At 68.7% G+C, this 21,963-nt stretch carries 22 protein-coding genes; 7 read left to right on the top strand and 15 right to left on the bottom strand.

Features of this window, described 5'->3' with window-relative positions; translation table 11 throughout:
• Nucleotides 1–65: 65 nt before the first annotated feature.
• On the top strand, nt 66–908 hold the full coding sequence (locus MRBLWH11_RS06965) for a PhzF family phenazine biosynthesis protein (RefSeq protein ID WP_341947280.1): 843 nt from the start codon (nt 66–68) through the stop codon (nt 906–908).
• 9 nt (nt 909–917) lie between these two features.
• On the opposite strand, the gene MRBLWH11_RS06960 is transcribed toward MRBLWH11_RS06965, so the two are convergent.
• From MRBLWH11_RS06960 to MRBLWH11_RS06940, 5 genes are all read right to left on the bottom strand, one after another.
• The gene (locus MRBLWH11_RS06960; protein ID WP_341947279.1) at nt 918–2,018 is read right to left on the bottom strand and encodes a DUF4185 domain-containing protein; all 1,101 of its coding nucleotides are present in this window, start codon (nt 2,016–2,018) and stop codon (nt 918–920) included.
• Between the two features lie 11 nt (nt 2,019–2,029).
• Nucleotides 2,030–2,926: a carbohydrate ABC transporter permease gene (locus MRBLWH11_RS06955; protein WP_341947278.1), complete on the bottom strand. Its 897-nt coding sequence runs from the start codon at nt 2,924–2,926 to the stop codon at nt 2,030–2,032.
• 1 nt (nt 2,927) lies between these two features.
• A complete protein-coding gene (locus MRBLWH11_RS06950) occupies nt 2,928–3,854 on the bottom strand; it encodes a sugar ABC transporter permease (protein ID WP_341947276.1) in 927 nt (308 codons plus the stop codon).
• Nucleotides 3,855–3,928: 74 nt separating this feature from the next.
• Entirely contained in the window at nt 3,929–5,296 is a 1,368-nt protein-coding gene (locus tag MRBLWH11_RS06945; RefSeq protein WP_116633698.1) for an extracellular solute-binding protein, read from the bottom strand.
• 131 nt (nt 5,297–5,427) lie between these two features.
• Nucleotides 5,428–6,588, bottom strand: a complete 1,161-nt coding sequence (locus MRBLWH11_RS06940; protein ID WP_341947275.1) for a DUF4185 domain-containing protein — start codon at nt 6,586–6,588, stop codon at nt 5,428–5,430.
• Nucleotides 6,589–6,634: 46 nt separating this feature from the next.
• Here MRBLWH11_RS06940 and MRBLWH11_RS06935 point away from each other — a divergent pair, with 46 nt between their 5' ends.
• From MRBLWH11_RS06935 to MRBLWH11_RS06915, 5 genes are read left to right on the top strand one after another with little or no spacing between them, the layout of a single operon-like run.
• Nucleotides 6,635–7,567 carry a hypothetical protein gene (locus tag MRBLWH11_RS06935; protein WP_341947273.1) on the top strand — a complete coding sequence of 311 codons (933 nt, stop codon included), beginning with the start codon at nt 6,635–6,637 and terminating at the stop codon, nt 7,565–7,567.
• 42 nt (nt 7,568–7,609) lie between these two features.
• Nucleotides 7,610–8,770, top strand: a complete 1,161-nt coding sequence (locus tag MRBLWH11_RS06930; RefSeq protein ID WP_116633696.1) for a GAF domain-containing SpoIIE family protein phosphatase — start codon at nt 7,610–7,612, stop codon at nt 8,768–8,770.
• Nucleotides 8,767–10,731 (top strand): glycosyltransferase family 2 protein, encoded by a 1,965-nt coding sequence (locus MRBLWH11_RS06925; protein WP_116633695.1) that lies wholly within the window; start codon nt 8,767–8,769, stop codon nt 10,729–10,731. The genes MRBLWH11_RS06930 and MRBLWH11_RS06925 overlap by 4 nt, the downstream gene beginning before the upstream one ends.
• Nucleotides 10,715–11,047, top strand: coding sequence for an STAS domain-containing protein (locus MRBLWH11_RS06920; protein WP_341947272.1), 333 nt, complete (start codon nt 10,715–10,717; stop codon nt 11,045–11,047). The genes MRBLWH11_RS06925 and MRBLWH11_RS06920 overlap by 17 nt, the downstream gene beginning before the upstream one ends.
• A complete protein-coding gene (locus tag MRBLWH11_RS06915) occupies nt 11,037–11,459 on the top strand; it encodes an ATP-binding protein (RefSeq protein WP_341947271.1) in 423 nt (140 codons plus the stop codon). The genes MRBLWH11_RS06920 and MRBLWH11_RS06915 overlap by 11 nt, the downstream gene beginning before the upstream one ends.
• A 32-nt stretch (nt 11,460–11,491) precedes the next feature.
• Here the strand turns inward: MRBLWH11_RS06915 and MRBLWH11_RS06910 are convergent, their stop codons facing one another.
• From MRBLWH11_RS06910 to dnaK, 10 genes are all read right to left on the bottom strand, one after another.
• Nucleotides 11,492–12,319, bottom strand: coding sequence for an ABC transporter ATP-binding protein (locus MRBLWH11_RS06910; protein ID WP_341947270.1), 828 nt, complete (start codon nt 12,317–12,319; stop codon nt 11,492–11,494).
• Nucleotides 12,316–13,371 (bottom strand): iron chelate uptake ABC transporter family permease subunit, encoded by a 1,056-nt coding sequence (locus MRBLWH11_RS06905; RefSeq protein ID WP_341947269.1) that lies wholly within the window; start codon nt 13,369–13,371, stop codon nt 12,316–12,318. Before MRBLWH11_RS06905 ends, MRBLWH11_RS06910 begins: the two co-directional genes overlap by 4 nt.
• Nucleotides 13,368–14,462: an iron chelate uptake ABC transporter family permease subunit gene (locus tag MRBLWH11_RS06900; RefSeq protein WP_341947268.1), complete on the bottom strand. Its 1,095-nt coding sequence runs from the start codon at nt 14,460–14,462 to the stop codon at nt 13,368–13,370. Before MRBLWH11_RS06900 ends, MRBLWH11_RS06905 begins: the two co-directional genes overlap by 4 nt.
• Complete coding sequence (locus tag MRBLWH11_RS06895; RefSeq protein ID WP_243408771.1) at nt 14,443–15,342, bottom strand: siderophore-interacting protein; 900 nt, start codon at nt 15,340–15,342, stop codon at nt 14,443–14,445. Before MRBLWH11_RS06895 ends, MRBLWH11_RS06900 begins: the two co-directional genes overlap by 20 nt.
• On the bottom strand, nt 15,339–16,304 hold the full coding sequence (locus MRBLWH11_RS06890) for an ABC transporter substrate-binding protein (RefSeq protein ID WP_341947267.1): 966 nt from the start codon (nt 16,302–16,304) through the stop codon (nt 15,339–15,341). The genes MRBLWH11_RS06895 and MRBLWH11_RS06890 overlap by 4 nt, the downstream gene beginning before the upstream one ends.
• Nucleotides 16,305–16,416: 112 nt before the next feature.
• Nucleotides 16,417–17,193, bottom strand: a complete 777-nt coding sequence (locus MRBLWH11_RS06885) for an AraC family transcriptional regulator (RefSeq protein ID WP_341947266.1) — start codon at nt 17,191–17,193, stop codon at nt 16,417–16,419.
• Nucleotides 17,172–17,597, bottom strand: a complete 426-nt coding sequence (locus MRBLWH11_RS06880) for a MerR family transcriptional regulator (protein WP_116633688.1) — start codon at nt 17,595–17,597, stop codon at nt 17,172–17,174. The genes MRBLWH11_RS06885 and MRBLWH11_RS06880 overlap by 22 nt, the downstream gene beginning before the upstream one ends.
• Nucleotides 17,598–17,627: 30 nt before the next feature.
• On the bottom strand, nt 17,628–18,611 hold the full coding sequence (locus MRBLWH11_RS06875) for a DnaJ C-terminal domain-containing protein (protein ID WP_116633687.1): 984 nt from the start codon (nt 18,609–18,611) through the stop codon (nt 17,628–17,630).
• A gap of 7 nt (nt 18,612–18,618) precedes the next feature.
• Entirely contained in the window at nt 18,619–19,236 is a 618-nt protein-coding gene (locus MRBLWH11_RS06870) for a nucleotide exchange factor GrpE (RefSeq protein ID WP_341947264.1), read from the bottom strand.
• A 2-nt stretch (nt 19,237–19,238) separates the two neighbouring features.
• Nucleotides 19,239–21,101: a molecular chaperone DnaK gene (gene dnaK, locus MRBLWH11_RS06865; RefSeq protein ID WP_116633685.1), complete on the bottom strand. Its 1,863-nt coding sequence runs from the start codon at nt 21,099–21,101 to the stop codon at nt 19,239–19,241.
• 199 nt (nt 21,102–21,300) lie between these two features.
• On the opposite strand from dnaK, the gene MRBLWH11_RS06860 reads away from it, so the two are divergent.
• Nucleotides 21,301–21,960: a hypothetical protein gene (locus MRBLWH11_RS06860; protein ID WP_341947261.1), complete on the top strand. Its 660-nt coding sequence runs from the start codon at nt 21,301–21,303 to the stop codon at nt 21,958–21,960.
• The last annotated feature ends 3 nt before the right edge of the window (nt 21,961–21,963 follow it).

The following is a 21,963-nucleotide window of genomic DNA, read 5'->3' as shown; positions in this document are numbered from 1 at the left end:
AAGACGAGCTTTCCGTCTGCTGAGTGCGAGTGCGGGCGCGCCCGTCAGCCCGCTATCCTCCAGACATGCAGCGTGGATTCCGACAGGTCGACGTGTTCGGCGACACCCCCGGCACGGGGAACCCCGTCGCCGTCGTGCTCGATGCGGACGGCCTCGACGACGATGACCTGCGACGGTTCTCGGTGTGGACGAACCTCTCCGAGTGCACCTTCGTGCTGCCGCCGACCGATGCCGGCGCGGACTACCGCGTGCGCATCTTCAGCCTGAGCACCGAACTCCCCTTCGCGGGGCATCCGACGCTCGGAACGGCGAGGGCGTGGCTGGATGCCGGCGGCGCGCCGTCGACCCCCGGCACGGTGATCCAGCAGTGCCCTGCCGGCCTGATCCCGGTGCGGGTGGACGGCGACAGACTGGCCTTCGCCTCGCCGCCTCGGACGCGCTCCGGCCCCGTCGCGCCCGAGCTCGTCACCGAGCTGGTCGAGATCCTGGGCATCAGCCGCGAGCAGCTCGTCGACGCCGAGTGGCTCGACAACGGCCCCGGCTGGGTCGGCCTGCTGCTCGACAGCGCCGAGACGGTTCTCGGCCTCCGCCCCGATGTCGCAGGTCACCCCGGCGTCTGGGACATCGGCTTGATCGGCCCTCACCCGGAAGGATCCGAGACCGCGTTCGAGCTGCGCGCGTTCTTCACCGACGGCGAGGGCCCGCTGCGGGAGGACCCGGTGACCGGCAGCCTGAACGCCGCGGCGGCGGAGTGGCTGCTCGCGAGCGGTCGCGCCCACGCCCCGTATCTCGCCGCACAGGGCACGGCCATCGGACGCCGGGGACGGATCCGGATCAGCCGGGAGGCCGATCAGGTGTGGGTGGGCGGCCGTGCCGACGTGGTCATCTCGGGGTCAGTCGAGCTCTGACCGCTGCCCTCAGACGAGTCCCTGCACCCGGAACTGCTCCGAGTGATAGACGCTGTTGTTCCCGGTGTGCCACTGGCTCACGCTGAGGTGCAGATCCGACAGCGTCGACCCGGGGATGATGTATCCGCCGTACAACTGCGCGACGTGCGAGGCATCCTCCGTTCCCCACTCGGTGCCGTGCAGCAGCGTCGTCTTGGTCGCCGTGTACAGGTTGTCGGTCGGGGTGTTCAGCACCATCGCGTCGATCCGGTACTCGGGAGCGTTGAACCAGGTGAGGATCCACTTGCCGCCGAGGGGCCGCAGGCACATCTCGCCGAACCCTCCGGGCAGGACCTCGGTCACGGGCTTTCCCCAGCCCCAGGATCCGTTCGCGAACCCCCACGGCTGGTAGGCCGAGAGCGTGGTCATGTTGTTCGACGACACACGGTAGAGCACGATGCCCTTGTCGCGCTGGAATCCGGTGCCGTAGATGTACACGTAGCCGTCGCTGCCGAGCCCCCACGTGATGCACTGGAACTTCCCGCCCGCCATGTCGGCAGGGAACTGCAGACCGGTGTGCTGCCAGGTCGCGCCGTTGTCGTCCGATTTCCACAGCTCGGTCCAGCGCACAGCGCCGAACTGCGGACCGTTCACGATCGCGTGCAGGTACATCCGCGATCCGATCGTTATCACGTCGGACGGGATGACGGTCGTGAAGTACGCGTCGTGCGGGTAGTACCAGAGCTGCGGCGCCACGCCCTGCGTGTTCGCGCCCGCCCCGCCGCAGCCGTCGAAGGTCACGCCCGCGTCGAGGTTCGTCGTCGACGAGTACAGCGCCACCGGCGAGCGCCAGTTCGCCCCTCCCACGGTGTCGGCCCATGTGTCGCCGAACAGGAACAGCATCCGCCCGTCCGGCGTGCGGGCCGGGATGCCGAGATCGGTCGCGCCCACGCCGTACTGCAGCGGGCTCTGGGTTCCCGCGAGCACTTTGATCCTCGTCACCGTGAGTCCGGCGGCTGATGCCGGTGGTGCCGGTGCCGTCGCCGCGACGAACGCGGCGCCGAGCACGGCGGCTCCCTGCAGCACTCCTCGGCGACTGATTCCGCCACCGTGCGTGTTCTGGGTCTCCATCGACCTCTCCTCTACTTGAGACCTGCCATCTTGATGTTGCCGATGATCTGGCGCTGGAAGATCAGGAACAGGATGATCACCGGTGCCGCCGCCAGCACGGACCCCGCCATGAGCAGCCCCAGCTCGGTGCTGCGCTCCGAGCGGAAGGTCGCCAGGTACTGCTGCAGGACGAACCTCTCCGGCGAGGTGATGGTCAGGATCGGCCAGACATAGGAGTTCCAGTACGCGAGGAACGCCGTGATGCCCATGACCACGAACGGGGGCTTCGACAGCGGCAGGAAGATCCGCACGAAGATGCCGAACCGGCCGCAGCCGTCGAGCATCGCGGCCTCTTCGAGGCTCTTCGGGATGTTCAGGTAGAACTGCCGGATGAAGAACACCATCCCGGCGCTGGCGAGCCCGGGGATCACCAGCACGCCGAGGGTGTCGAGCATGGACAGGCGCGTCACGACGATGAAGCTCGTGAGCAGGATGGTCATGCCCGGGATGAACATCGTCGTGATGACGATCGCCCAGATCGTCCCCTTGAACCGGAAGTCGAGGCGCGCGAAGGCGTAGGCGGCGAGGGAGTTGACCGCCAGGCTGCCGACCGTGAAGAGCACGGCTCCGAAGAACGTCCACAGCAGTGTGCGCAGGAACGTCGGGTCAGCGAGGATCTGCGCGTAGTTCTGCCACAGCCACACCTCGGGGAAGAACTGGAACGGGGTCTCGACGACCTCGGTCTTCGACTTGAATCCCGCGATCACCATCCAGGCGAGCGGGAACAGCGAGGCGACGACGAAGAGCGCGCCGAGGATCACCTTGCCGAGGACGATCAGCCAGCCGCCGGCCGTGCGCGGCGCTCTGCGCTGTGCGCGCGGCTCCTTGCCGGCGAGGACGATGCGGGTGGTCTCCTGCATGACGGCCATCTCAGTCCACCAGCCTCTCGGAGTTGACGAACTTGAACACGAGAGCCGAGATGGTTCCCAGCACCACGAACAGCAGCAGCGCGGCCGCGATCGAATAGCCGACGTTCACGTCGTTGCGGAAGTGGTTGAAGATGAAGAGGTTCGGCAGGGTCGTCGAGTCGAGCGGACCGCCCTGCGTCATGACGAGAGGAAGCTCGAACTGCTGGATCGCCGCGACGAAGCCGGTGATGAGCAGATAGAGCACCACGTTCTTCATCTGCGGGATCGTGATGTACGCGGTCTTCTGCCCCCAGTTCGCGCCCTCCATCGCGGCGGCCTCGTAGTACTCGGTGGGGATGTCGACCATCGCTGCGACCATGATCAGCGAGGTGAGCCCCATGCCGAGCCAGATGGCGGGGACGGCGACCGCGAGCAGCGCCCACTTCGGGTCGCCGATCCACGCGATCGGGTCGACACCGAAGATCCCCAGGAACGCGTTCAGCAGACCGCCCGAGTAGTTGTAGATCAGCACGAAGATGATCGACGTGATCACGGCGGAGATGATGGTCGGGATGTAGATGCTGACCTTGAGGACGCTCGCCGCCCGTCGTGACACCGCCACGACGAGGCTCGCGAACAGGAACGCCAGGACCAGCATCGCGGGCACGGTCATCAGCACGAAGAGGAAGCCGCGCCCGATCGTGGCGATGAACAGCGGGTCCTTCAGGACGTTCGCGTAGTTGCGGATGCCGACGAACTCCGGGTCCTTGTAGAAGCTCCAGTCCTGGAAGGACAGGTATCCGGCGTAGATGGCGGGCCAGATCACGAAGATCCCGAGCAGCACCACCAGCGGCACCAGGAACCAGTAGGCGGTCCGGTTGTCGCGGTACTTGTACCGGTTCTGTCTCTGCCGGATCTCCCGGCGTTCCTGCACAGCCTGACTGGCCATATCCACCTCGTCGCGATCTCAGGGCCGACGCTGTCCGGGGACCGGGACCCCCGACCCCCGGACAGCGGGCGATGTCAGTTCTTGGGCGCCTTGTCGGGCAGCCCGTCACGGTCGATGACCGTCTGGATCGCGGCGTTGGCCGTGTTGATCGCGTCGTCCGCCGAGGCGGAGCCCTTCATCACGGATTCCATGGCGGTGCCCACGGCGAGGTTCACGTCCCACGGGTAGGTCGCGCCGGCGATCGCATCGGGTGCGATCTCGTCCACGATGATGCTCGACCACGGGGCGTCCGCGGCCTCCTGGCTCGCGGCGACGGCATCCTGCACCGACTGACGGACGGGAACCTTGGTGAACTGGGTGTCGACGAAGAACGGCACGAGGTTCTCCGGGTCTCCGGCGATGGCCCACTCGAGGAACTTCCCGGCGGCCTCGGCGTTCTTGCTCTTGGCATCGACCACCCAGGTGAAGTTGCCCATGGTGGTGGCGGTGCGGCCGTCCGCACCCGGCGCGCTCGGGAACGCGCCGACTCCCGTCTTGGCGAGCAGGTCGGCGTAGTCCGAGCCGATCTCCGACATCATCCACGAACCGGAGACCTTGAAGGCCACCTTCTGCTGACCGAAGTCCTCACCGCCGACGTACGCGGCGAGCGGCTGCTTGGGCATGTATCCCTTGTCCCACAGCTCCTTGTACTGCGCCATGAGCCCGCGATAGCCGTCGTTGTCGATGTCGGGCGCGGCCCAGTCGTCGGTGAGCGCGAGGTGCCCGGCGAAGTTGTACTGCTGTCCGACGGTGGACCAGGCCATGGTCACCGCGTCCTGCGCCGGCGAGATGCAGTACTGGCCGTCCGTGAGCGTCGGCTGGATCTTCGCGCAGGCCGCGAGCAGGTCATCCCAGGTCTCGGGGGCCGCGGAGGAGTCGACGCCGGCGGCGTCGAGCATGTCGGTGTTCCAGAAGAGCACGGTCTGCGGTTCGAGCAGCAGCGGGTAGGCGTAGTGGGTGCCCTCGACCTCGGAGATCGAGGTGGCGGTGTCCATGATCTCGCCGAGCGCGTCTTCGGAGACGATCGAGTCGAGCTCGTGCACCGAGCCGGCGTTGACGAGGTCGAGCAGGTTGGCCGAGCTCGTGTAGACGTCGGGCGCCTTGCCCGCGGCCTGCGCGGCCTTCATCTTCTGATCCCAGGCATCGGCGGGGACCTCGGTGTCGACGACCTTGATGTCGCTCTGCGACTTGTTGAACTGCTTGACGATGTCGGCGTACCACTCGTTCTCGACCGGCGTGAAGCTCCGGTGCCAGAACTGGACCGTGGTGACGCCGTCTTCGCCGCCGTCGCCTCCCGCCGTTCCACCGGGGGTGCCCGCGCCGCAGGCGGCGAGCAGGGAGCCGACCGTCAGCGCGCCGAGAGCGGCGATCGCTGTGCGTCGGGTGCGGGTGGTGATTCTCATCTTGTTCCTCCTCAGGGAACGGACTCCTCATCGAGTCGCTGCTGTGCAGGCCGATCGATCCTCAGTGACCGGGTAGCGCCAGAGTAGGCGAAATCGATTTCATGCGCAAGGGAGATCAACCTTGCGATATTTCAGTCGGCGCGGTCGAGGTCGGCCGAGAACCAGAACACGTTGTACGGGTCCCAGAGCGAGAGCGTGAAGTGGATGCGGCGGCCGTCCTCCGTGACGTAGCGGGGATTCAGGTACGGGGAATACAGCCCCGGATACTCGGATCCGGGCACGAGCTCGATCGCCTCGCCCCACGGCCCCCAGGGCGTGATCCCCTCACGGATGTAGGCGCTGCCGGCATCCGAATACGTCATGATCCACCGCTCCAGGTAGGTCGACCACATCACCGACAGCTCGCCGATCGTGCCCTCGACGATCGTCTCGGCATCCGTCATCTCGTCGCTCCACTGCGGCGCTTCGCCGTCGAGCCCGGCGAAGTACGAGTACGACGACTGGTCCTCGACCGCGGCCTCCGTGGCGCGCACGCGCATCAACTGGACGCCGCCGAACCGGCCGGAGGGGATGGACCAGAAGTAGATCCAGTCCTCACCGCCCTCCGTGACCTGCGCGGTCGCGAACTGGATGAAGTTCGAGTCGCCAGGCCACTCGACGCCGTCGACCGGCGACCAGGTTGTGCCGTCATCCCGCGAGACGATGAGCGCGGAGCGGTTCGCATCCCAGGCGCCCGGCTCGCCCCAGAACTTCACGGACATGTACGAGACGTAGATCGTGTCGCCGATCGCGAAGCCGTAGGTGGGGATCTTCGTCACCTCGCCGCCGGCCCCGTTGGCATCGTGATCGCCTTCGATGAGCGGCCCGGCGAGCCCGATGTCGTCTTCCACCCACCCCTCGAAGTCGATGCCGTCCGTGGGATCGTCGTCGGTGGTCCAGGCGGCGACGTTCGATCTCCAGAAGCCGCCCTGGCCGCCGATGGACTCCGGATCACGCTCGCCGAACGTGTCGCCGAAGAGGAAGAAGGTCTTGTCGCCCACGTTCACCATGGAGCCGAGATCCGTGCCGGCGACCGAGACGGATGCCGTGTCGTTCATGGCATCCGGACCGGTGAGCTGCGCGATCTCGGTGAGCCCCGAGACCCCCTCCAGGACGAAGGGCTTGTCCGGGTCCGGGTCCACGCTCGGGGCGCGTCCGCCGGCGCAGCCGGCCAGCCCGACGGCGAGAACGACGGATGCCGCGACGGCGGTTCGACGGGCGGCGACTCGAAGGGGTCTTCTGCGACGATGCATGCCACGAATCTAGCGAAATCGATTTCAGATCACTAGGGTCTTCGACATGCCCCTCTCCCCCGAACACGGGTGGCTCCGGCCGTCCGGCGCACCCGATGCCGAGCCCCGCTGGGGCCACCCGGACGGCATCCAGATCGGCATCCCGCCGATCCCCGGCCCCCGAGGCCTGCTCCGTGTCTTCGCCCCCTACCTCGACCATCCGCCCGAGCGGCTCGTCAACTTCATCGCTGTCGAGCCGATCCCCGCAGGCGACACCCACCGCGGGTTCTCCGAGCTCGAACCCAGCACCCTCGACCCCGGCGAACGCGGCAAGCGTCTCTGGTCGGCCGAGGAAGCGGATGCCGTCGAGCGGGCCGCCGGGGATCCTCCCGCACGCGGCGTCGTCGAGACCGCCGATGGCATCGAGACCCTGACGGTCTGGATCGGCGTCGAGCGCTTCGACAACGGGGCGGACGTCCGCGTGCGCGTGCGGTTCTTCGCCGACCGTCCGCACGAGGTCGAGGTCGCAGGCTACGCGAACGCGGCATCCGTCCCGCTGTCCCACCTGATCCTCACGGCGACGATGGGCAACTGGGCGCGACTGCGGCGGCTGCACCTCGCCGATCGCATCGTGACCGCGGCCGAGCTGTGGCCGGATTTCTCCGGCACGGCCTTCGCCGAGCATGCGCGGTTCCCGTTGTCCGCGCTCGCCCGCGACGGAGAAGCGGCGGTCGTGAGCGCAACCGGTGACGAGGAGGACCCGTGGTCGGTCGAGTACTCCGCCGACACCGCCGAGCACTGGCGCTTCCTCGGCCGCCGCGCCGTGCAGAGCTGGCGGGTCGATGACCCGCACCCCGAGCTCGAGGCCGTCGTGAACGCCCGCTGGTCGTACTGGGCGAGCGCGTCGCCGATCCCCGGCGGTCCGGCCTACGAGAACTTCGAGATCATCGAGCCGTTCCGCCAGGGCGCGGCGTTCCGCTTCTCGGTCGACGAGATCTGACCCGTTCCCTCCTAGGATGAAGGTGACCGTGGAGGGCGGCAGATGTTCGACGAGCGAAGAAGACAGGAAGCGCTCGAGGAACTGGGGATCCTCGACACACCGCGCGATGAGCGCGTTGATCGAGTGGCACGATTGGCCAAGGAGATGTTCGGCGTGCCCATGGTCAGCGTCTCGCTGCTGGACCGCGACCGGCAGTGGCGGAAGTCCGAGATCGGGCTCGGCGGTTCCGAGGCCCCACGCCAGGACTCGTTCTGCGACTACACGGTCAGCCAGGACCGCACCGTCATCGTCGAGGATGCCAGCGCCACCGACCTCTTCGCCGACAACCCGTTCGTCGTCGGCGACCCGCATCTGCGCTTCTACGCCGGTCACCCGCTGCACGCCCCCGGCGGCGAACCGATCGGCACCCTGTGCGTGCTCGACACCGTTCCGCACACCCTGAGCGAGGCGCAACAGGGCCTGCTCCGCGACCTCGCCTTCTGGGTGCAGTCGGAACTCGCGAACGACGCCGAGCTCGACCATGCGGCGGTCATCCAGCGCGCGCTCCGTCCGCAGGAGCACCCCGATGTCCCCGGCTACACGATCGCGGGCGGTGCGGTCTCGCGCGGTCGCATCGCGGGCGACTTCTACGACCTCCGCATGCACCGCGGATCACTGCGCATCACGCTGGCGGATGCCATGGGCAAGGGCACCGGCCCGGCACTCGTGGCGGCCAGCGTGCGCGCGTCGCTGCGCACGGCTCCCGACCGCAGCATCGCCGAGGCGATCGCCGACGCCGACCGGCTGCTGGAGGAGGACCTCGCAGACACGTCGATGTTCGTCACCGCGGTGCACGCCGAGCTGCAGCCGGAGACGGGAGAGCTGCAGGTGATCGATGCCGGACACAGCCTCGCCTTCATCCTGCGCGCCGACGGCTCGTGGGAGCACCTGCGATCGACCAGCCTGCCTCTCGGCATGGGCATGGGCCTCCAGCCGCCCGAGGAGAGGGAGCCGCGCACGACGCGCCTCGACAAGGGCGACTCGTTCGTCTGCTGCAGCGACGGCCTGCTCGACGTGCTCGACCCCGACGACCCGTACGCGCACGTGTACCGCGTGCTGACGACGCTCGGGCCGGACGGCGCGATCCGGGAGGCGCTCCGGCTGTCCTCCGACGAACGGGCCACGGATGACATCACCGTGGTGGTCGTGAGGCGCGAGCCGTGACCGCGCGCTTCGCGACGATCCGCATCCTCGCCCTGCTGTCGGTCCTGCTCGGGGTGAACTACGTCGCCTGGCGCTGGCTCGAGTCGGTGAACTGGTCGGCGTGGTGGATCGCCGTGCCGCTCGTGATCGCCGAGACCTACAGTCTGATCGACACGTTCCTGTTCTGCCTGACGATGTGGAGGGCCCGAGAGCGCCCCGCGCCCGTCTCGCCTCCGCAGGGGACGGTCGACGTGTTCATCACGACGTATGACGAGCCCATCGAGCTCGTCATGACCACCGCCCGCGCCGCGAAGCGGATCGCCTACCCGCACACCACCTGGGTGCTCGACGACGGGTCCCGCCCCGAGCTCGAGGCGGCTGCGCGCGAGGCGGGCCTGGGCTACCTCACGCGCTCGGACGACTGGACCGGCAAACCCCGCCACGCCAAGGCCGGGAACCTCAACAGCGCCCTGTTCCAGACCGATGGGGAGTTCCTGCTCATCCTGGATGCCGATCAGATCCCCGACCCGCTGATCCTGCACCGCACCCTGGGCTACTTCGCCGACGACCCCGAGGTCGCGCTCGTGCAGACGCCGCAGTGGTTCATGAACGTGGACGAGGCCGATCCGCTCGGCAGCCAGGCACCGCTGTTCTACGGGCCGATCCAGCAGGGCAAGGACGGCTGGAACGCCGCCTTCTTCTGCGGGTCGAATGCCGTGCTGCGCCGGGAGGCGCTCATGCAGCTCGGCATCATCGGCTACGTGCGCGAGGTGACCGACTCCGCGGCGAGAGCGCTCCGCACCTCGGAGCAGATGATCGAGAAGGAGATGCGGTCGGCATCCGACCCGCGACTCCGTCGGGAGCTCTCCGCCCTGCAGATCGCGATCCGCCGGGGAAGCCGCAACCTGGCCGACGGCGCCCCCGTCTCCGAGGTCGCGGACGGCGTCAGGGAGGCCGTCGACAACGCCTCGCGGATCCTCATCGCCGACGACCTCGCCGGCATCCGCGCCGACCTCGAGGAACTCGGCGCGCTGCCGATCGCCCATGATGCGCAGCTCGACGCCGTGATCGTCGACGAGGCAGGGCTCGCTGCACTGGCGGCATCCGATCTGTCCCCGATCACGGCGCTCGACACCGTGCGGGCGCTGCTCGACGCTCTGCGACTCGATCGCGGCGACGAGGCGCAGCCGATCCTCCCGCTCGCCACGATCTCGGTGACCGAGGACATGGCGACGGCCATGCAGCTGCATGCGATCGGCTGGCGCAGCGTCTACCACCACGAGATCCTCGCCAAGGGTCTCGCCCCGGAAGACCTGCGCACCATGCTGACCCAGCGACTGCGCTGGGCGCAGGGGACGCTCCAGGTGATGCTGAGGGACAACCCGCTCGCCAAGCGCGGACTGTCGGTCGGCCAGCGTCTCATGTACTTCGCGACGATGTGGAGCTACCTGTCCGGCTTCGCCGCGATCGTGTACCTCACCGCGCCCGTCGTGTACCTCGTCTTCGGCGTGCTGCCGGTCACCGCCTGGTCGGTCGACTTCTTCGCCCGCTTCCTGCCGTACTTCCTCGTGAACCAGCTGCTGTTCCTGTTCGTCGCGAGAGGCGTCAAGACCTGGCGCGGGCAGCAGTACTCGCTCGCGCTGTTCCCGGTATGGATCCGCGCGTGCACGACCGCCTTCGCCAACGTGGTGCTGGGCCGACCGCTGTCGTTCGCCGTGACGCGCAAGGACGGCCGCGATCCTCGCGGCGTGCCCTGGGGCGAGATCTGGCCGCAGCTCACCGCGATCGTCGTCCTCAGCATCGCACTCGTGATCGGCATCGTCCGGGTGTTCATCGGCACCGCCGACGGGACCGGCACTCTCGTCAACACCGCCTGGGTCCTCTACGACCTCGTCGTCCTCAGCGTCATCATCCAGGCCGCACGGTACCGCGGCCCCGCCGCTCTGATCCTCGAGAAGGAGTCCCATGGATCTCAACAGTGAATCCCGCGACGGATACGCCGTCATCGCACTCGGCGGTCGACTCACGGCGACCGGAGCTCCCCTGCTCCGCAACGCGGTCGGCGATCTGATCACCGCCGGCGAATCGCGGATCGTCATCGACATGGTCGACCTGCAGTTCGTCGACTCGTCGGGTCTCGGAGCCCTCGTCGGCGGGCTCAAGAGCGCGCGCGTCGCCGGAGGCGATCTGCGGATCGCCGCGGTTCCGGATGCCGTGCGCACGGTGCTGCGCCTGACGAACCTCGACCGTGTCCTGCGCGACTACCCCACGCCGGAATCGGCGTTCGATGGACGCTGACGCCCACGTCATCCGACTCGACGGGCCGGCGCGGCTCGCCCTCGTCGATGGCGTGCTCGATGCGCTCGACGCCGCGTGGGCGGCGGCATCGCATGTCCCGGACCTGGACCGCACCCTGTTCACGCTGGCCGTGAGCGAGGTGGCCACGAACATGGTGCAGCACAGCGACGGGCCGACCGACGTGCAGCTGCGCATCGACATCCGCATCGCCGCAGACCACCTCACCGCGACCCTGGTCGACACGGCCCCTCCGGCATCGATCGACTGGCACGACGTCGCCATGCCCGACGCGGAGAGCGAGAGCGGGCGCGGGCTCGCGCTCGCGCAGACCGTGCTCGACGAGTTCGTGCACACCTACGATGACGGCGGCAACACCTGGGTCCTCCGGCGTCTGCTCGGCACCCCGGACTGAATCGGCTCGCCGTCACCCGGCCCGGTCGGAGCTCACCGCGAGGGCCGCGGCACCACCAGCGGAGAGCCCGTGTGCGGGTCGGGGATGATGGTGCACGGCAGCCCGAAGACCTCCTCGATCAGCTGCTCGGTCATCACCTCATCCGGGGCTCCCGCGGCGATCACGCGCCCCTCGCGCATCACGATCAGATGGTCGGCGTAGCGCGCCGCCTGATTCAGGTCGTGCAGCACGGCCACGAGGGTGCGATCGCCCTCGTCGTGCAGACGTCGCAGCAGCTCGAGCAGCTCGTACTGATGCGCGATGTCGAGGAACGTGGTCGGCTCGTCGAGCAGCAGCAGCGGCGTCTCCTGCGCGAGCACCATGGCCACCCACACCCTCTGGCGCTGTCCCCCGGAGAGCTCCTCGACCTGCCGTGCGGCGAGGTCGGCGGTGTTGGTCGCAGCCAGAGCCTGGGCAACGGCGTTCTCGTCGCTCGTCGTCCACTGCCGGAACACTCCCTGATGCGGATGCCGCCCTCGCGCCACGAGATCGGCGACCGTGATGCCCTCGGGGGCGATCGAGCTCTGGGGCAGCAGCCCCAGTCGACGGGCGACCTCCTTCGCCGGCAATTCGGCTATCTCCCGGCCGTCGAGCAGGATGGAGCCCGCAGACGGCTTCATCACCCGGGCGAGCGCGCGCAGGAGGGTCGACTTGCCGCACGCATTCGGCCCGATGACCACAGTGAACGATCCGGTCGGGATGTCGACCGTCAGTCCGTCGGCGATCACACGTCGGTCGTAGCCGAGAGTGACGTCCTTCGCGGACAGTCGCGGGTCGGACCCGCGCTCCACGCCCACCAGGGGCACAGCGGTGTCGGTCATCGTCTTCTCGCCTCCGAGATCAGCAGCCAGATGAGGTACGCGCCGCCGAGGGCGACGGTGATCACGCCGACCGGGAGCTGCGACGGCGCGAAGATCCGCTGGGCGATCAGATCGCTCACGACGAGCAGCAGCGCTCCCATCGCCGCCGAGGCCGACAGCGTGACGCCGGCGGAGCGGGTCAGCCGCCGCGCCAGCTGCGGGGCGGCGAGCGACACGAAGGCGATCGGTCCGGCTGCCGCGGTGGCCGTCGCCGTGAAGGCGACGCCCAGCACCACCAGCCGGAGCCGCACGCGCCCGGTGCGCACGCCGAACGCGACCGCCGCGTCATCCCCGACCTCGAGCGCATGCATGCCGCGCGACAGCATGGCGGCGACGATCCACAGCACGACGAGGACTGCGACGGCGGGTGCCGCCTGCGGCCACCCGACCACGTTGAGCGATCCGCTCCCCCACGCCGATGCGGCGAGAGCGATGTTCAGGTCGGTGTCGAGGATGACCCAGGTGCTGACGGAGGCGAGCATCGCGGAGACGGCGATGCCCACGATGATCAACCGGAATCCCTGGAACCCGCGTCGGTAGGCCAGCACGTACACGAGCAGCGCGGTGACGAGTCCGCCGGCGAGCGCCCCGCCCGCGACAGCGAGGTATCCGGTGCCGACGGTCGTGATGATCAGCAGGGCGCCGACGTACGCACCCGAATCGAAGCCGATGATGTCGGGGCTGCCGAGCGGATTGCGGGTCAGCGACTGGAAGATCGCTCCGGCGGTGCCGAGTGCGGCGCCCAGCGCGAGGGCGAGCAGCACGCGCGGCATCCGCCATCCCCAGACCACCAGCTGCGAGCGGGAGTCGCCGAAGCCGAAGACGGTGGCGACGACGTCGGGGATCGGCACGACGTAGTCGCCGACGCCGAGGCTCACGACGGCGACCGCCGCCGCAGCGAGGACCAGTGCTGTCACGACCACCACGGGGCGACGTCGGACGAGGATGCTGACGCCGCCGTTCCTCGATCGGAGCAGCCAGGTGCGGTACCCGCGCTCGACGTGCACGCTCACAGGGCGCTCGCCCCTCGGCGGCGGACGAGCATGATCAGCACCGGTGCCCCGACGAAGGCGGTGACGATGCCGACGGGCAGTTCGCCGCTGCGCAGCACGACGCGGCCGACGATGTCGCTCGCGAGCACGAGCACGGGTGCGGCGATCAGGCTCCCGGCGAAGATCCAGCGCTGGTCCGGCCCGGTGAACCAGCGCACGGCGTGCGGCACCATGAGACCGACGAAGCCGATCGGCCCGGCGACAGCGGTCGCGGCGGCGCACAGCAGCGTCGCCGCGATGATCGCGAGCACGCGGGTGCGCACGATCCGCGACCCCAGCGACACGGCGAGGTCGTCGCCCAGCGCGACCGCGTTCAACGGCCGCGCCACCGCGAAGGCGAGCACGAACCCGACGAGCAGGAACGGCAGCACCCATCCGATCTGCTCGGACGGCACGCTGGCGATGCTCCCGGCGTTCCAGCCGCGCATGCGGTCGAAGACCTCCGGGAGCAGGAGCGTGATGCCCGAGGTGATGCCGCTGAGGAACGCCCCGATCGCGACGCCGGCGAGGGTGATCCGCAGCGGGTCGACGCCGCGACGGCCGGAGGCGCCGATCGCCCACACCGCGAACGTCGTGGCGACCGCACCGAGGAGCGCGAACCAGATCGTGCCCGACAGGGTGGTGATGCCGAAGGCCGCCGCACCCGCGGCCACGGCGAACGCCGCGCCCGCGTTCACCCCGAGGATGCCGGGGTCGGCCAGCGGGTTCCGCGTGAATGCCTGCATCAGGGCGCCGGCGATGCCGAGCGCGGCACCGACGAGGATGCCGAGCGCTGTCCGTGGTCCGCGAAGGTCACGGATGATCGTCCACGCCTCGGTGTCGGTGCCCTGGAGAGCAGCGACGATCTGCTCGATCGAGAGCCGCTGGGAGCCGATCGTGAAGCTCAGCAGAATGCAGACGGCGAGCGCGCCGACCGCGAGCGCGAAGCCCAGCATCCGCCGCCGGCGCGAGACCGAGATCGCGGCCCGCGCACTGTCGACGGCCTCGCTCGTCAGCACAGCGGGCGCGGCGACCGCCGCCGCCGGCGCGAGCTCAGAGTCCGTGAGCCTCAAGAGTGGCCTCGTACTCGTCTTCGACCTCTTCGACATCGCGCGTCTCGTCGTCCCACATCGCGCTGAGCTGCTTCCGGACCGTGTCGGGGAGCGCCTCGAAGCGCTCGCTCCACTGCTCCGAGTTCGCGGTCCAGTACCCGACGACCTTGTACGCCGTCGACGGCAGCCTCAGCTCGTGCCGCAGGTGCTTGCGCACCCCACGGGTCACACGCGTCTCTCCCGCGACCCAGACGTAGCCCGGCTCGCGCGGGAATTCGCTCGCGCGCACGATGTCCTCGACGCGGCTCGGACCATGGCCGTTGCCGCCGTGCACCCAGGTGAGCTCGACGTCGGCGGGCAGATCGACGTGGTGCTCGTCGGCCGGATCGCCGACCTCCAGCACCACTCGCGTGCGCACGCCCGCCGGCGCCTGCTCGGCCAGACGCAGCGCGGCGGGGAGCCCCGTCGCGTCGGCGACGAGCAGCTGCCAGCGGATGCCCTCGGGCGGGTCGTACAGACCGCGCGGGGTGTTCACTCCGACGATGTGGCCCGGCCGGGCACCCAGTGCCCAGGTCGCGGCGATGCCGCCCTCGTGCACGACGAAGTCGATCACGAGACGACCGAACACGGCATCCCACGACCTCACCGTGTAGGTGCGCACCTCGGTGGAGTCGACGCCGTCGGGGAACTCCCAGTAGCCGTCCTCGGTCGGCGAGGGGAGCACGGGCTCCTCGTGGCCGGTCTTCGGCAGGAACAGCCGCAGATACTCGTCGCCGACACCCGAGGAGAGGAAGCCCTCGAGCCCGTCGCCGGCGAAGACGATCCGGACCATCCCTGGCGTCAGCCGCTCGACCTCGACGACCTCGACGCGATGGACGCGGTTCACCTCGGGGCGGCTCACGGGAGCAGCGCCTTGCGCACGACCTCGAGCAGACCGTCCTGGCCGCTCGGCGAGCCGTAGCTCATCTCGTAGTTGTAGGCGTGGACCTCGCCGTTCACGATCGCGGGGAGCGCGGTCCAGAGCGGGTTCGCCTGCAGGGCCTCCTCGTCGGTGATCAGACCGGAGCCGTCTTCACTCACCCCGGTGAAGATGACGTCGATGTCGGCGAGCTGTCCCACCTGCTCCATGCTGAGGGACGTGCCGTCGCTGTCGGGCTTTCCGTCGCCGTCGCCGTCGGCGAGCGGGCTGATCTCGAGGCCGAGATCGGCGAAGACCAGGCAGGAGATGCTGTAGCAGCCGACGTTGATCTGACCGTCCCAGAAGGAGATGTCGGCGACGACCGGGGCGACGCCCGCGGCGTCGAGCTGCTCCTTAACCTCGGCGACGCGCGCCGCGTAGTCGTCGAGCCAGGCCTGGGCCTGCTTCTCGCGGCCGAGGTCCGCGGCCAGAGCCTCGAACTTGTCGCGCCAGTCGCCGCCGTCGAAGGCGTTGTACGTGTAGGTGGGGGCGATCGGCGTGAGCTTGTCGTGCAGATCGGTCTCGTAGCCGATGCCGTTGAGGATGAAGTCCGGACCGACCTCGAGGATGTGCTCGAGGTTGAACTCCGGGTAGTTGTGGAACCCCTTGATGCCCTCGAGCTCCTCCTGCGGGAAGTAGCTCGGGAACGCGTCCCAGTCGTCGCGGATCGGCTGCTCGGCGGCCAGCGGGTATCCGAGGGTGATCAGGATGTCGACGTCGGTCGTGTAGAAGCCGATCGCCGCCTGGGGTTCGGTCGGCACGGTGACCTCTCCGAACTCGGTGTCGATGGTGAGGGTCTCGCCGCCGGCTTCACCGGCCTGTGCGGACGCGCACGAGGTGAGCAGGAACACGGCGCCGGTCGCGAGAGCGACGGCGCGGAGACGACGGGTGCGGGAGGGCGTCATGAACGGACCTTCGATTCGGGGAGGGATTAGCTGAGGCTTACCTAAGTGCCTCATCGATCATCCCTCTTCCCGATGTCGCGAAACTGCCAGGGAATGTCGTGAGAGAGACGAATCAGAGCGCGGACACCGCGAATGCTCCCGGCGTCGTCCCCAATTCCCGACGGAACGCCTGCACGAAGGCGCTCGACCGCGCGTACCCGACACGTCTCCCGACCATGGCGACCGGAAGCCCCTCGGCCAGCATCACGATCGCCGCGAGCATCCGCGCCCGGGTGCGCCACTCGGCGAAGGAGAGGCCGGAATCGCGGCGGAACAAGCGTGCGAGATGCCGCTCGCTCGCGCCGACGACGGCGCCCCATTCCTGCAGCGTGCGCGCATCGGCCGGATCCTGCTGCACCGCCTCCGCGATCCGCCTCGCCCGATCGTCGTCGGGCAGGGTCAGGGTGAGATGAAGCAGCTCCGCGCGATGGAGCAGGCGGGGCACGAGCTGCTCCGCAAGCCGACGCGTCTCGTCGGCCATGTCCTGTGTCGCGAGCTCATCGAGGAGCGCGCGGGCGGCCATCGGGATGCCGACGCCGCCGACCCCCTCTCGCGGCGGGGAGCCGATCCCCGGTGCGAGGAACGTGCACGAGAACTCCGTGCCCTTCGACGCGGTCACACGATGCGGTTCGCCTGCCGGGATCCAGAGGCCGACGGTCCACGGGACGGCGTGGAAGCCGACGGCTGTCTCGACGACGAGAGACCCGCGTGCCGACCACAGCAGCTCATCGGCGTCGTGCCGGTGCCAGTCCCATTCCTCGGCCGCACTGATCGCGAAGGGGCTCGTGCTGATCCCGGTCACGCCGACCGGGACGTCGAGCGCGTCGCTCAGTTCCCGCGCGGGTTCCACAGCATGACCTCTGTGGAACGGCGGATGCGGCGGCCGGAGGGCATCGGCACCACGCCGGTGGAGCCCGCGGCGAACACGCGCACGCCGGGACGGCTCTCGCGCTCGGCGCGTAGCGCCGCGTCGAGCTGGGCGACTCGGGCGCGCAGCATCCGGTTCTCATCCTCGAGGTCGAGGAGGCGCGCGATCGCGGGGAGGCTGACACCCTGGGAGGAGAGCTCGGCCACTTCGCGGAGCTGCTCGATGTTGCGGGTCGAGTACCGGCGTGAACCGCCGGAGGTGCGGCCGGGCACCACGAGGCCGATGCGGTCGTACTGCCGCAGCGTCTGCGGGTGCATGCCCGCGAGCTCGGCGGCGACGGCGATCGCGAACACCGGGGTGTCGGCGTCCATGCCACGTTCAGCCATGGATGCTCACCTCCCCGGTGCTCGCGGACGTCATCGCTTCGCCTTCGCCATCAGCTCGGCGCGCGGATTCTCCGTCGGCTCGAGCTCCTGGAACTTCTCCAGCGCCGCACGAGCGGCTTCGTCGAGGTGCGTCGGCACCGCGACCTGGAGTTCGGCGAGCAGGTCGCCGCTGCCCTTCGACGTCGTGACGCCGCGCCCCTTGACGCGCAGCACCCGACCGGAGGGGGTGCCCGGTGCGACGCGGAGCTTGACCACGTCGCCGCCGAGCGTCGGCACCTCGATGGTCGCGCCGAGGGTCGCCTCGGTGAACGTCACCGGCACGATGACGCGCAGGTTCAGTCCGTCACGCGTGAACACCGGATGCGGGCGCACCGTGATCTGCACCACGATGTCGCCGCGCTCCCCGCCATCGGGCGAGGGGCGACCGCGACCCCGCAGTCGGATCTTCTGCCCGTCGGCCACGCCGGCGGGGATCTTCACCTTGAACGGCTTGCCGTCTTCTCCCTGCAGGGAGATGGTCTCGCCCTGCACGGCCGTGATGAAGTCGATCGTCGTCCGCGCCGTGACGTCGGCACCGCGCTGCGGCCCGCCGAAGCCGCGATACCCGCCGCTCGTCTGCCCGAAGCGGCCGTTGCCGAACGAACCGCCCTGCCCCTGGTTGAACATCGCGAAGATGTCCTCGAAGTCGGCGGACTGGCCGCGCCCCTGCTGGCCGAAGCGGCTGAACACGTCTTCGAAGCCGCCCGCGCCCGCGCCGCCCGCCGTGAAGCGCGCGCCCGAGCCCATGGCACGGATCTCGTCGTACTCCTTGCGCTGATCGGCGTCGGAGAGCACCGAGTACGCCTCGCTGATCTCTTTGAACTTCGCCTCTGCCGCCGCATCACCCTGATTGGAATCGGGGTGATACTTGCGCGCCAGCTTGCGGTACGTCTTCTTGAGATCGGCGTCGCTGACGTCCTTCGAGACCCCGAGGGTCTTGTAGAAGTCCTTGTCGAACCAATCCTGGCTAGCCATCGATCACCTACTCGGCAGGGACAGCGACGACGACCTTCGCGGGACGCAGCTCGATGTCCCCGAGGCGGTATCCCACCTCGACGACTTCGAGCACCGTGGTCTTGGTGACGCCCGGAGTGGGCTGCTGGAAGATCGCCTCGTGGCGCTGCGGGTCGAATTCCTCGCCCTTCTCGCCGTAGGAGACGACACCGAGGCGCTCGACCACCACGCGCACCTTGTCGGCGATCACGGCGAAGGGCGTGCCCTCGACGAGGTCGCCGTGCTGGGCCGCGCGGTCGAGATCGTCGAGCACCGGGATGAGGCCCTTGGCGGCCTCGCCCTTCGCTCGCTCGCTCTCGATCTGACGCTGCTCCTCGGTGCGGCGGCGGTAGTTGGCGTACTCGGCCTGCAGACGCTTGAGGTCGTTGAGCAGGGTGGACTCGAGGTCGGCGAGCACGGCGTCCTCCGCCGCGGCCTCACCGGTCTGCGTGGCACCGAGGATGTCGTCGACCGTGAGGTCGTCGACGGAGCCCTCGGCCGCTGCGGCCTCGGTGGAGTCGGGGTTCTGCGGCTGGGGGCCGGACGCGTTCGCGTCCGGCCCCTCTTCCGGAACCCCGGCGTTGTCGTCGAAGTTCTTGTCCGTCATGATTACTTCTTGTCTTCCTCGTCGTCGACGACCTCGGCGTCGATGACGTCCTCGTCGGAGGAGCTGTCATCGGCGGGCGCGTCGCCCTCAGGGGCGGCGCCGGCCGCGGCATCCGCCTGGGACGTGGCGTAGATCGCTTCGCCGAGCTTGCCCTGCGACTCGTTCAGCTTGTCGAATGCGGTCTTCACGGCGTCGTCGTCCTCGCCCGCGAGTGCGGTCTTGAGGGCGTCGACGTCGGCCTGGACCGACTCCTTGACGTCGGCGGGGAGCTTGTCCTCGTTGTCCTTGATCAGCTTGTCGATCGAGTAGGCGAGGGTCTCGGCCTGGTTGCGTACCTCGGCGGCCTCGCGGCGCTTCTTGTCTTCGGCCGCGTTCTCCTCGGCCTCGCGCACCATGCGGTCGATGTCTTCCTTGGACAGCGACGAGCCGCCCGTGATCGTCATCGACTGCTCCTTGCCGGTGCCCTTGTCCTTGGCGGACACGTGCACGATGCCGTTGGCGTCGATGTCGAAGGTGACCTCGATCTGCGGGATGCCGCGGGGAGCCGGGGCGATGCCGGTCAGCTCGAACGTGCCGAGCGGCTTGTTGTCGCGCGTGAAGTCGCGCTCGCCCTGGAAGACCTGGATCGCGACGGACGGCTGGTTGTCGTCTGCCGTGGTGAAGGTCTCGCTGCGCTTGGTCGGGATGGCCGTGTTGCGCTCGATGAGCTTGGTCATCATGCCGCCCTTGGTCTCGATTCCGAGGCTCAGGGGGGTGACGTCGATGAGCAGCACGTCCTTGCGCTCACCCTTGAGGACTCCGGCCTGCAGGGCGGCGCCGACGGCGACGACCTCATCCGGGTTGACGCCCTTGTTCGCTTCCTTGCCGGCCTCGCGCTTGACGAGCTCGGCGACGGCGGGCATACGCGTCGATCCACCGACGAGCACGACGTGAGCGATGTCGGCGACCTTGATGCCGGCCTCGCGGATGACGTCCTCGAACGGCTTCTTGGTGCGGTCGAGCAGATCCTTGGTGAGGTCCTCGAACTTCGCGCGGGTGATGGTCTCGCTCAGCGACACCGGGCCGGACTCCGTCAGCGACAGGTACGGGAGGTTGATGCTGGTCGAGGTCGAGGAGGAGAGCTCCTTCTTGGCCTGCTCGGCAGCCTCCTTGAGGCGCTGGAGGGCGATCTTGTCACCCGAGACGTCGACGCCCGTGGTCTCCTTGAACTGCTTGATGAGGAAGTCGACGAGACGCTGGTCCCAGTCGTCTCCACCGAGGCGGTTGTCACCGGCGGTCGAGCGCACCTGGATGGTCGAGAAGTCGTCGTCCTTGCCCACCTCGAGGAGGGAGACGTCGAACGTTCCGCCACCGAGGTCGAAGACGAGGATGAGCTCGTCTTCCTTGCCGCGGTCGAGACCGTACGCGAGGGCGGCGGCGGTCGGCTCGTTGATGATGCGCAGGACGTTGAGGCCCGCGATCTCACCGGCCTCCTTCGTGGCCTGGCGCTCGGCGTCGTTGAAGTACGCGGGGACCGTGATGACGGCATCCGTCACCGTGTCGCCCAGGTACGACTCGGCGTCGCGCTTGAGCTTCATGAGGATGCGCGCGGAGATCTCCTGCGGCGTCCACTTCTTGCCGTCGACGTCGAAGCTCCAGTCGGTGCCCATGTGGCGCTTGACCGACGAGATCGTGCGGTCGACGTTGGTGACGGCCTGGCGCTTGGCGGTCTCGCCGACCAGCACCTCTCCGTCTTTGGTGAAGGCGACCACCGAGGGGGTGGTGCGGAAGCCCTCGGCGTTGGCGATGACCTTGGGCTCGCCGCCCTCGAGGACGCTGACGACGGAGTTGGTGGTTCCGAGGTCGATACCGACAGCACGTGCCATGTGTTTTCTCCTTTGTTGGAAGTTCTTGTGGTTCGGAAATCTGCGGCGATCAGGGAAACCTGAGTCGCGATGACTCAACTGTACTCCGAGGTGCGGATGCTGTCAAACAAAGTTGATACGAGAAGGCTCAAGTTTGGGTGTCGGCAGTTATCCACAGGCGTGGATCGGCGGATGCGGCGACTGCCTAGGCTCCCGCAGCATGACTCGACGAATTCATCGCACCACCCTCCGCATCCCTGCCGTCATCGCCGTGGCTGCCTTCTTGGCCGTCGCGACCGGGTGCGCCGCACCCCCGATCTCGCGCGAGGCGAGGAGTACGGACCCGAGCCGGACATCCGGCACGAGCCCGACATCCGATGCGGGGATCGGGTCGGTTTCGGAGGATGTGACCTTCGCCGCAGGGGCGGCCCTGACGGCGGATTCGGACATCCGGTGGGGCGACGGGCTGATCGAGGACGAGGGGTGGGCGGCGCTCCCGTCCGATCAGCCGGGACGATGGTCGTACCGGAACGCCAGCGGCTCCTGCACGGCCGCGTTCCGGGGCGGCGTGCTCGGTGACGCGGGCGGCATGGACGACAGGGAGGCCACCGACGCCCTGATCGAGCATCAGTCCGGTGGCGATTTCCTCGGGCAGGGCTGGCTCACCGACGGAGAGTTCCTGCGCTACGGAGGCGAGGGCTCCGGCGTGGAGCACCGCCAGTTCAGCTACACGTTCAACGAGGTCGGATACTTCATGGCCGCGCGAGCCTTCGTGGAAGCCGACTACTCGGTGTGGGTCACCGTCACGTGCGAGGGAGAGCCTGTCGGCCCCGTCGTGCAGGAGATGCTGTCGAAGAACTTCATCGCGGTCGATGAATAGCGC

Source organism: Microbacterium sp. LWH11-1.2, assembly GCF_038397745.1.
Lineage (GTDB): Bacteria > Actinomycetota > Actinomycetes > Actinomycetales > Microbacteriaceae > Microbacterium.
This window is presented reverse-complemented; position numbering and strand designations above follow the sequence as displayed.

Excerpts from the sequence above, each read along its gene's own strand:
- MRBLWH11_RS06965 (WP_341947280.1), top strand. The coding sequence starts at position 66 with ATGCAGCGTGGATTCCGACAGGTCGACGTGTTCGGCGACACCCCCGGC.
- MRBLWH11_RS06880 (WP_116633688.1), bottom strand. The coding sequence starts at position 17,597 with ATGGCTGAACGTGGCATGGACGCCGACACCCCGGTGTTCGCGATCGCC.
- MRBLWH11_RS06945 (WP_116633698.1), bottom strand. The coding sequence starts at position 5,296 with ATGAGAATCACCACCCGCACCCGACGCACAGCGATCGCCGCTCTCGGC.
- MRBLWH11_RS06935 (WP_341947273.1), top strand. The coding sequence starts at position 6,635 with ATGCCCCTCTCCCCCGAACACGGGTGGCTCCGGCCGTCCGGCGCACCC.
- MRBLWH11_RS06955 (WP_341947278.1), bottom strand. The coding sequence starts at position 2,926 with ATGGCCGTCATGCAGGAGACCACCCGCATCGTCCTCGCCGGCAAGGAG.
- MRBLWH11_RS06920 (WP_341947272.1), top strand. The coding sequence starts at position 10,715 with ATGGATCTCAACAGTGAATCCCGCGACGGATACGCCGTCATCGCACTC.
- dnaK (WP_116633685.1), bottom strand. The coding sequence starts at position 21,101 with ATGGCACGTGCTGTCGGTATCGACCTCGGAACCACCAACTCCGTCGTC.
- MRBLWH11_RS06910 (WP_341947270.1), bottom strand. The coding sequence starts at position 12,319 with ATGACCGACACCGCTGTGCCCCTGGTGGGCGTGGAGCGCGGGTCCGAC.
- MRBLWH11_RS06960 (WP_341947279.1), bottom strand. The coding sequence starts at position 2,018 with ATGGAGACCCAGAACACGCACGGTGGCGGAATCAGTCGCCGAGGAGTG.
- MRBLWH11_RS06860 (WP_341947261.1), top strand. The coding sequence starts at position 21,301 with ATGACTCGACGAATTCATCGCACCACCCTCCGCATCCCTGCCGTCATC.
- MRBLWH11_RS06940 (WP_341947275.1), bottom strand. The coding sequence starts at position 6,588 with ATGCATCGTCGCAGAAGACCCCTTCGAGTCGCCGCCCGTCGAACCGCC.
- MRBLWH11_RS06930 (WP_116633696.1), top strand. The coding sequence starts at position 7,610 with ATGTTCGACGAGCGAAGAAGACAGGAAGCGCTCGAGGAACTGGGGATC.
- MRBLWH11_RS06870 (WP_341947264.1), bottom strand. The coding sequence starts at position 19,236 with ATGACGGACAAGAACTTCGACGACAACGCCGGGGTTCCGGAAGAGGGG.
- MRBLWH11_RS06915 (WP_341947271.1), top strand. The coding sequence starts at position 11,037 with ATGGACGCTGACGCCCACGTCATCCGACTCGACGGGCCGGCGCGGCTC.
- MRBLWH11_RS06875 (WP_116633687.1), bottom strand. The coding sequence starts at position 18,611 with ATGGCTAGCCAGGATTGGTTCGACAAGGACTTCTACAAGACCCTCGGG.
- MRBLWH11_RS06950 (WP_341947276.1), bottom strand. The coding sequence starts at position 3,854 with ATGGCCAGTCAGGCTGTGCAGGAACGCCGGGAGATCCGGCAGAGACAG.
- MRBLWH11_RS06890 (WP_341947267.1), bottom strand. The coding sequence starts at position 16,304 with ATGACGCCCTCCCGCACCCGTCGTCTCCGCGCCGTCGCTCTCGCGACC.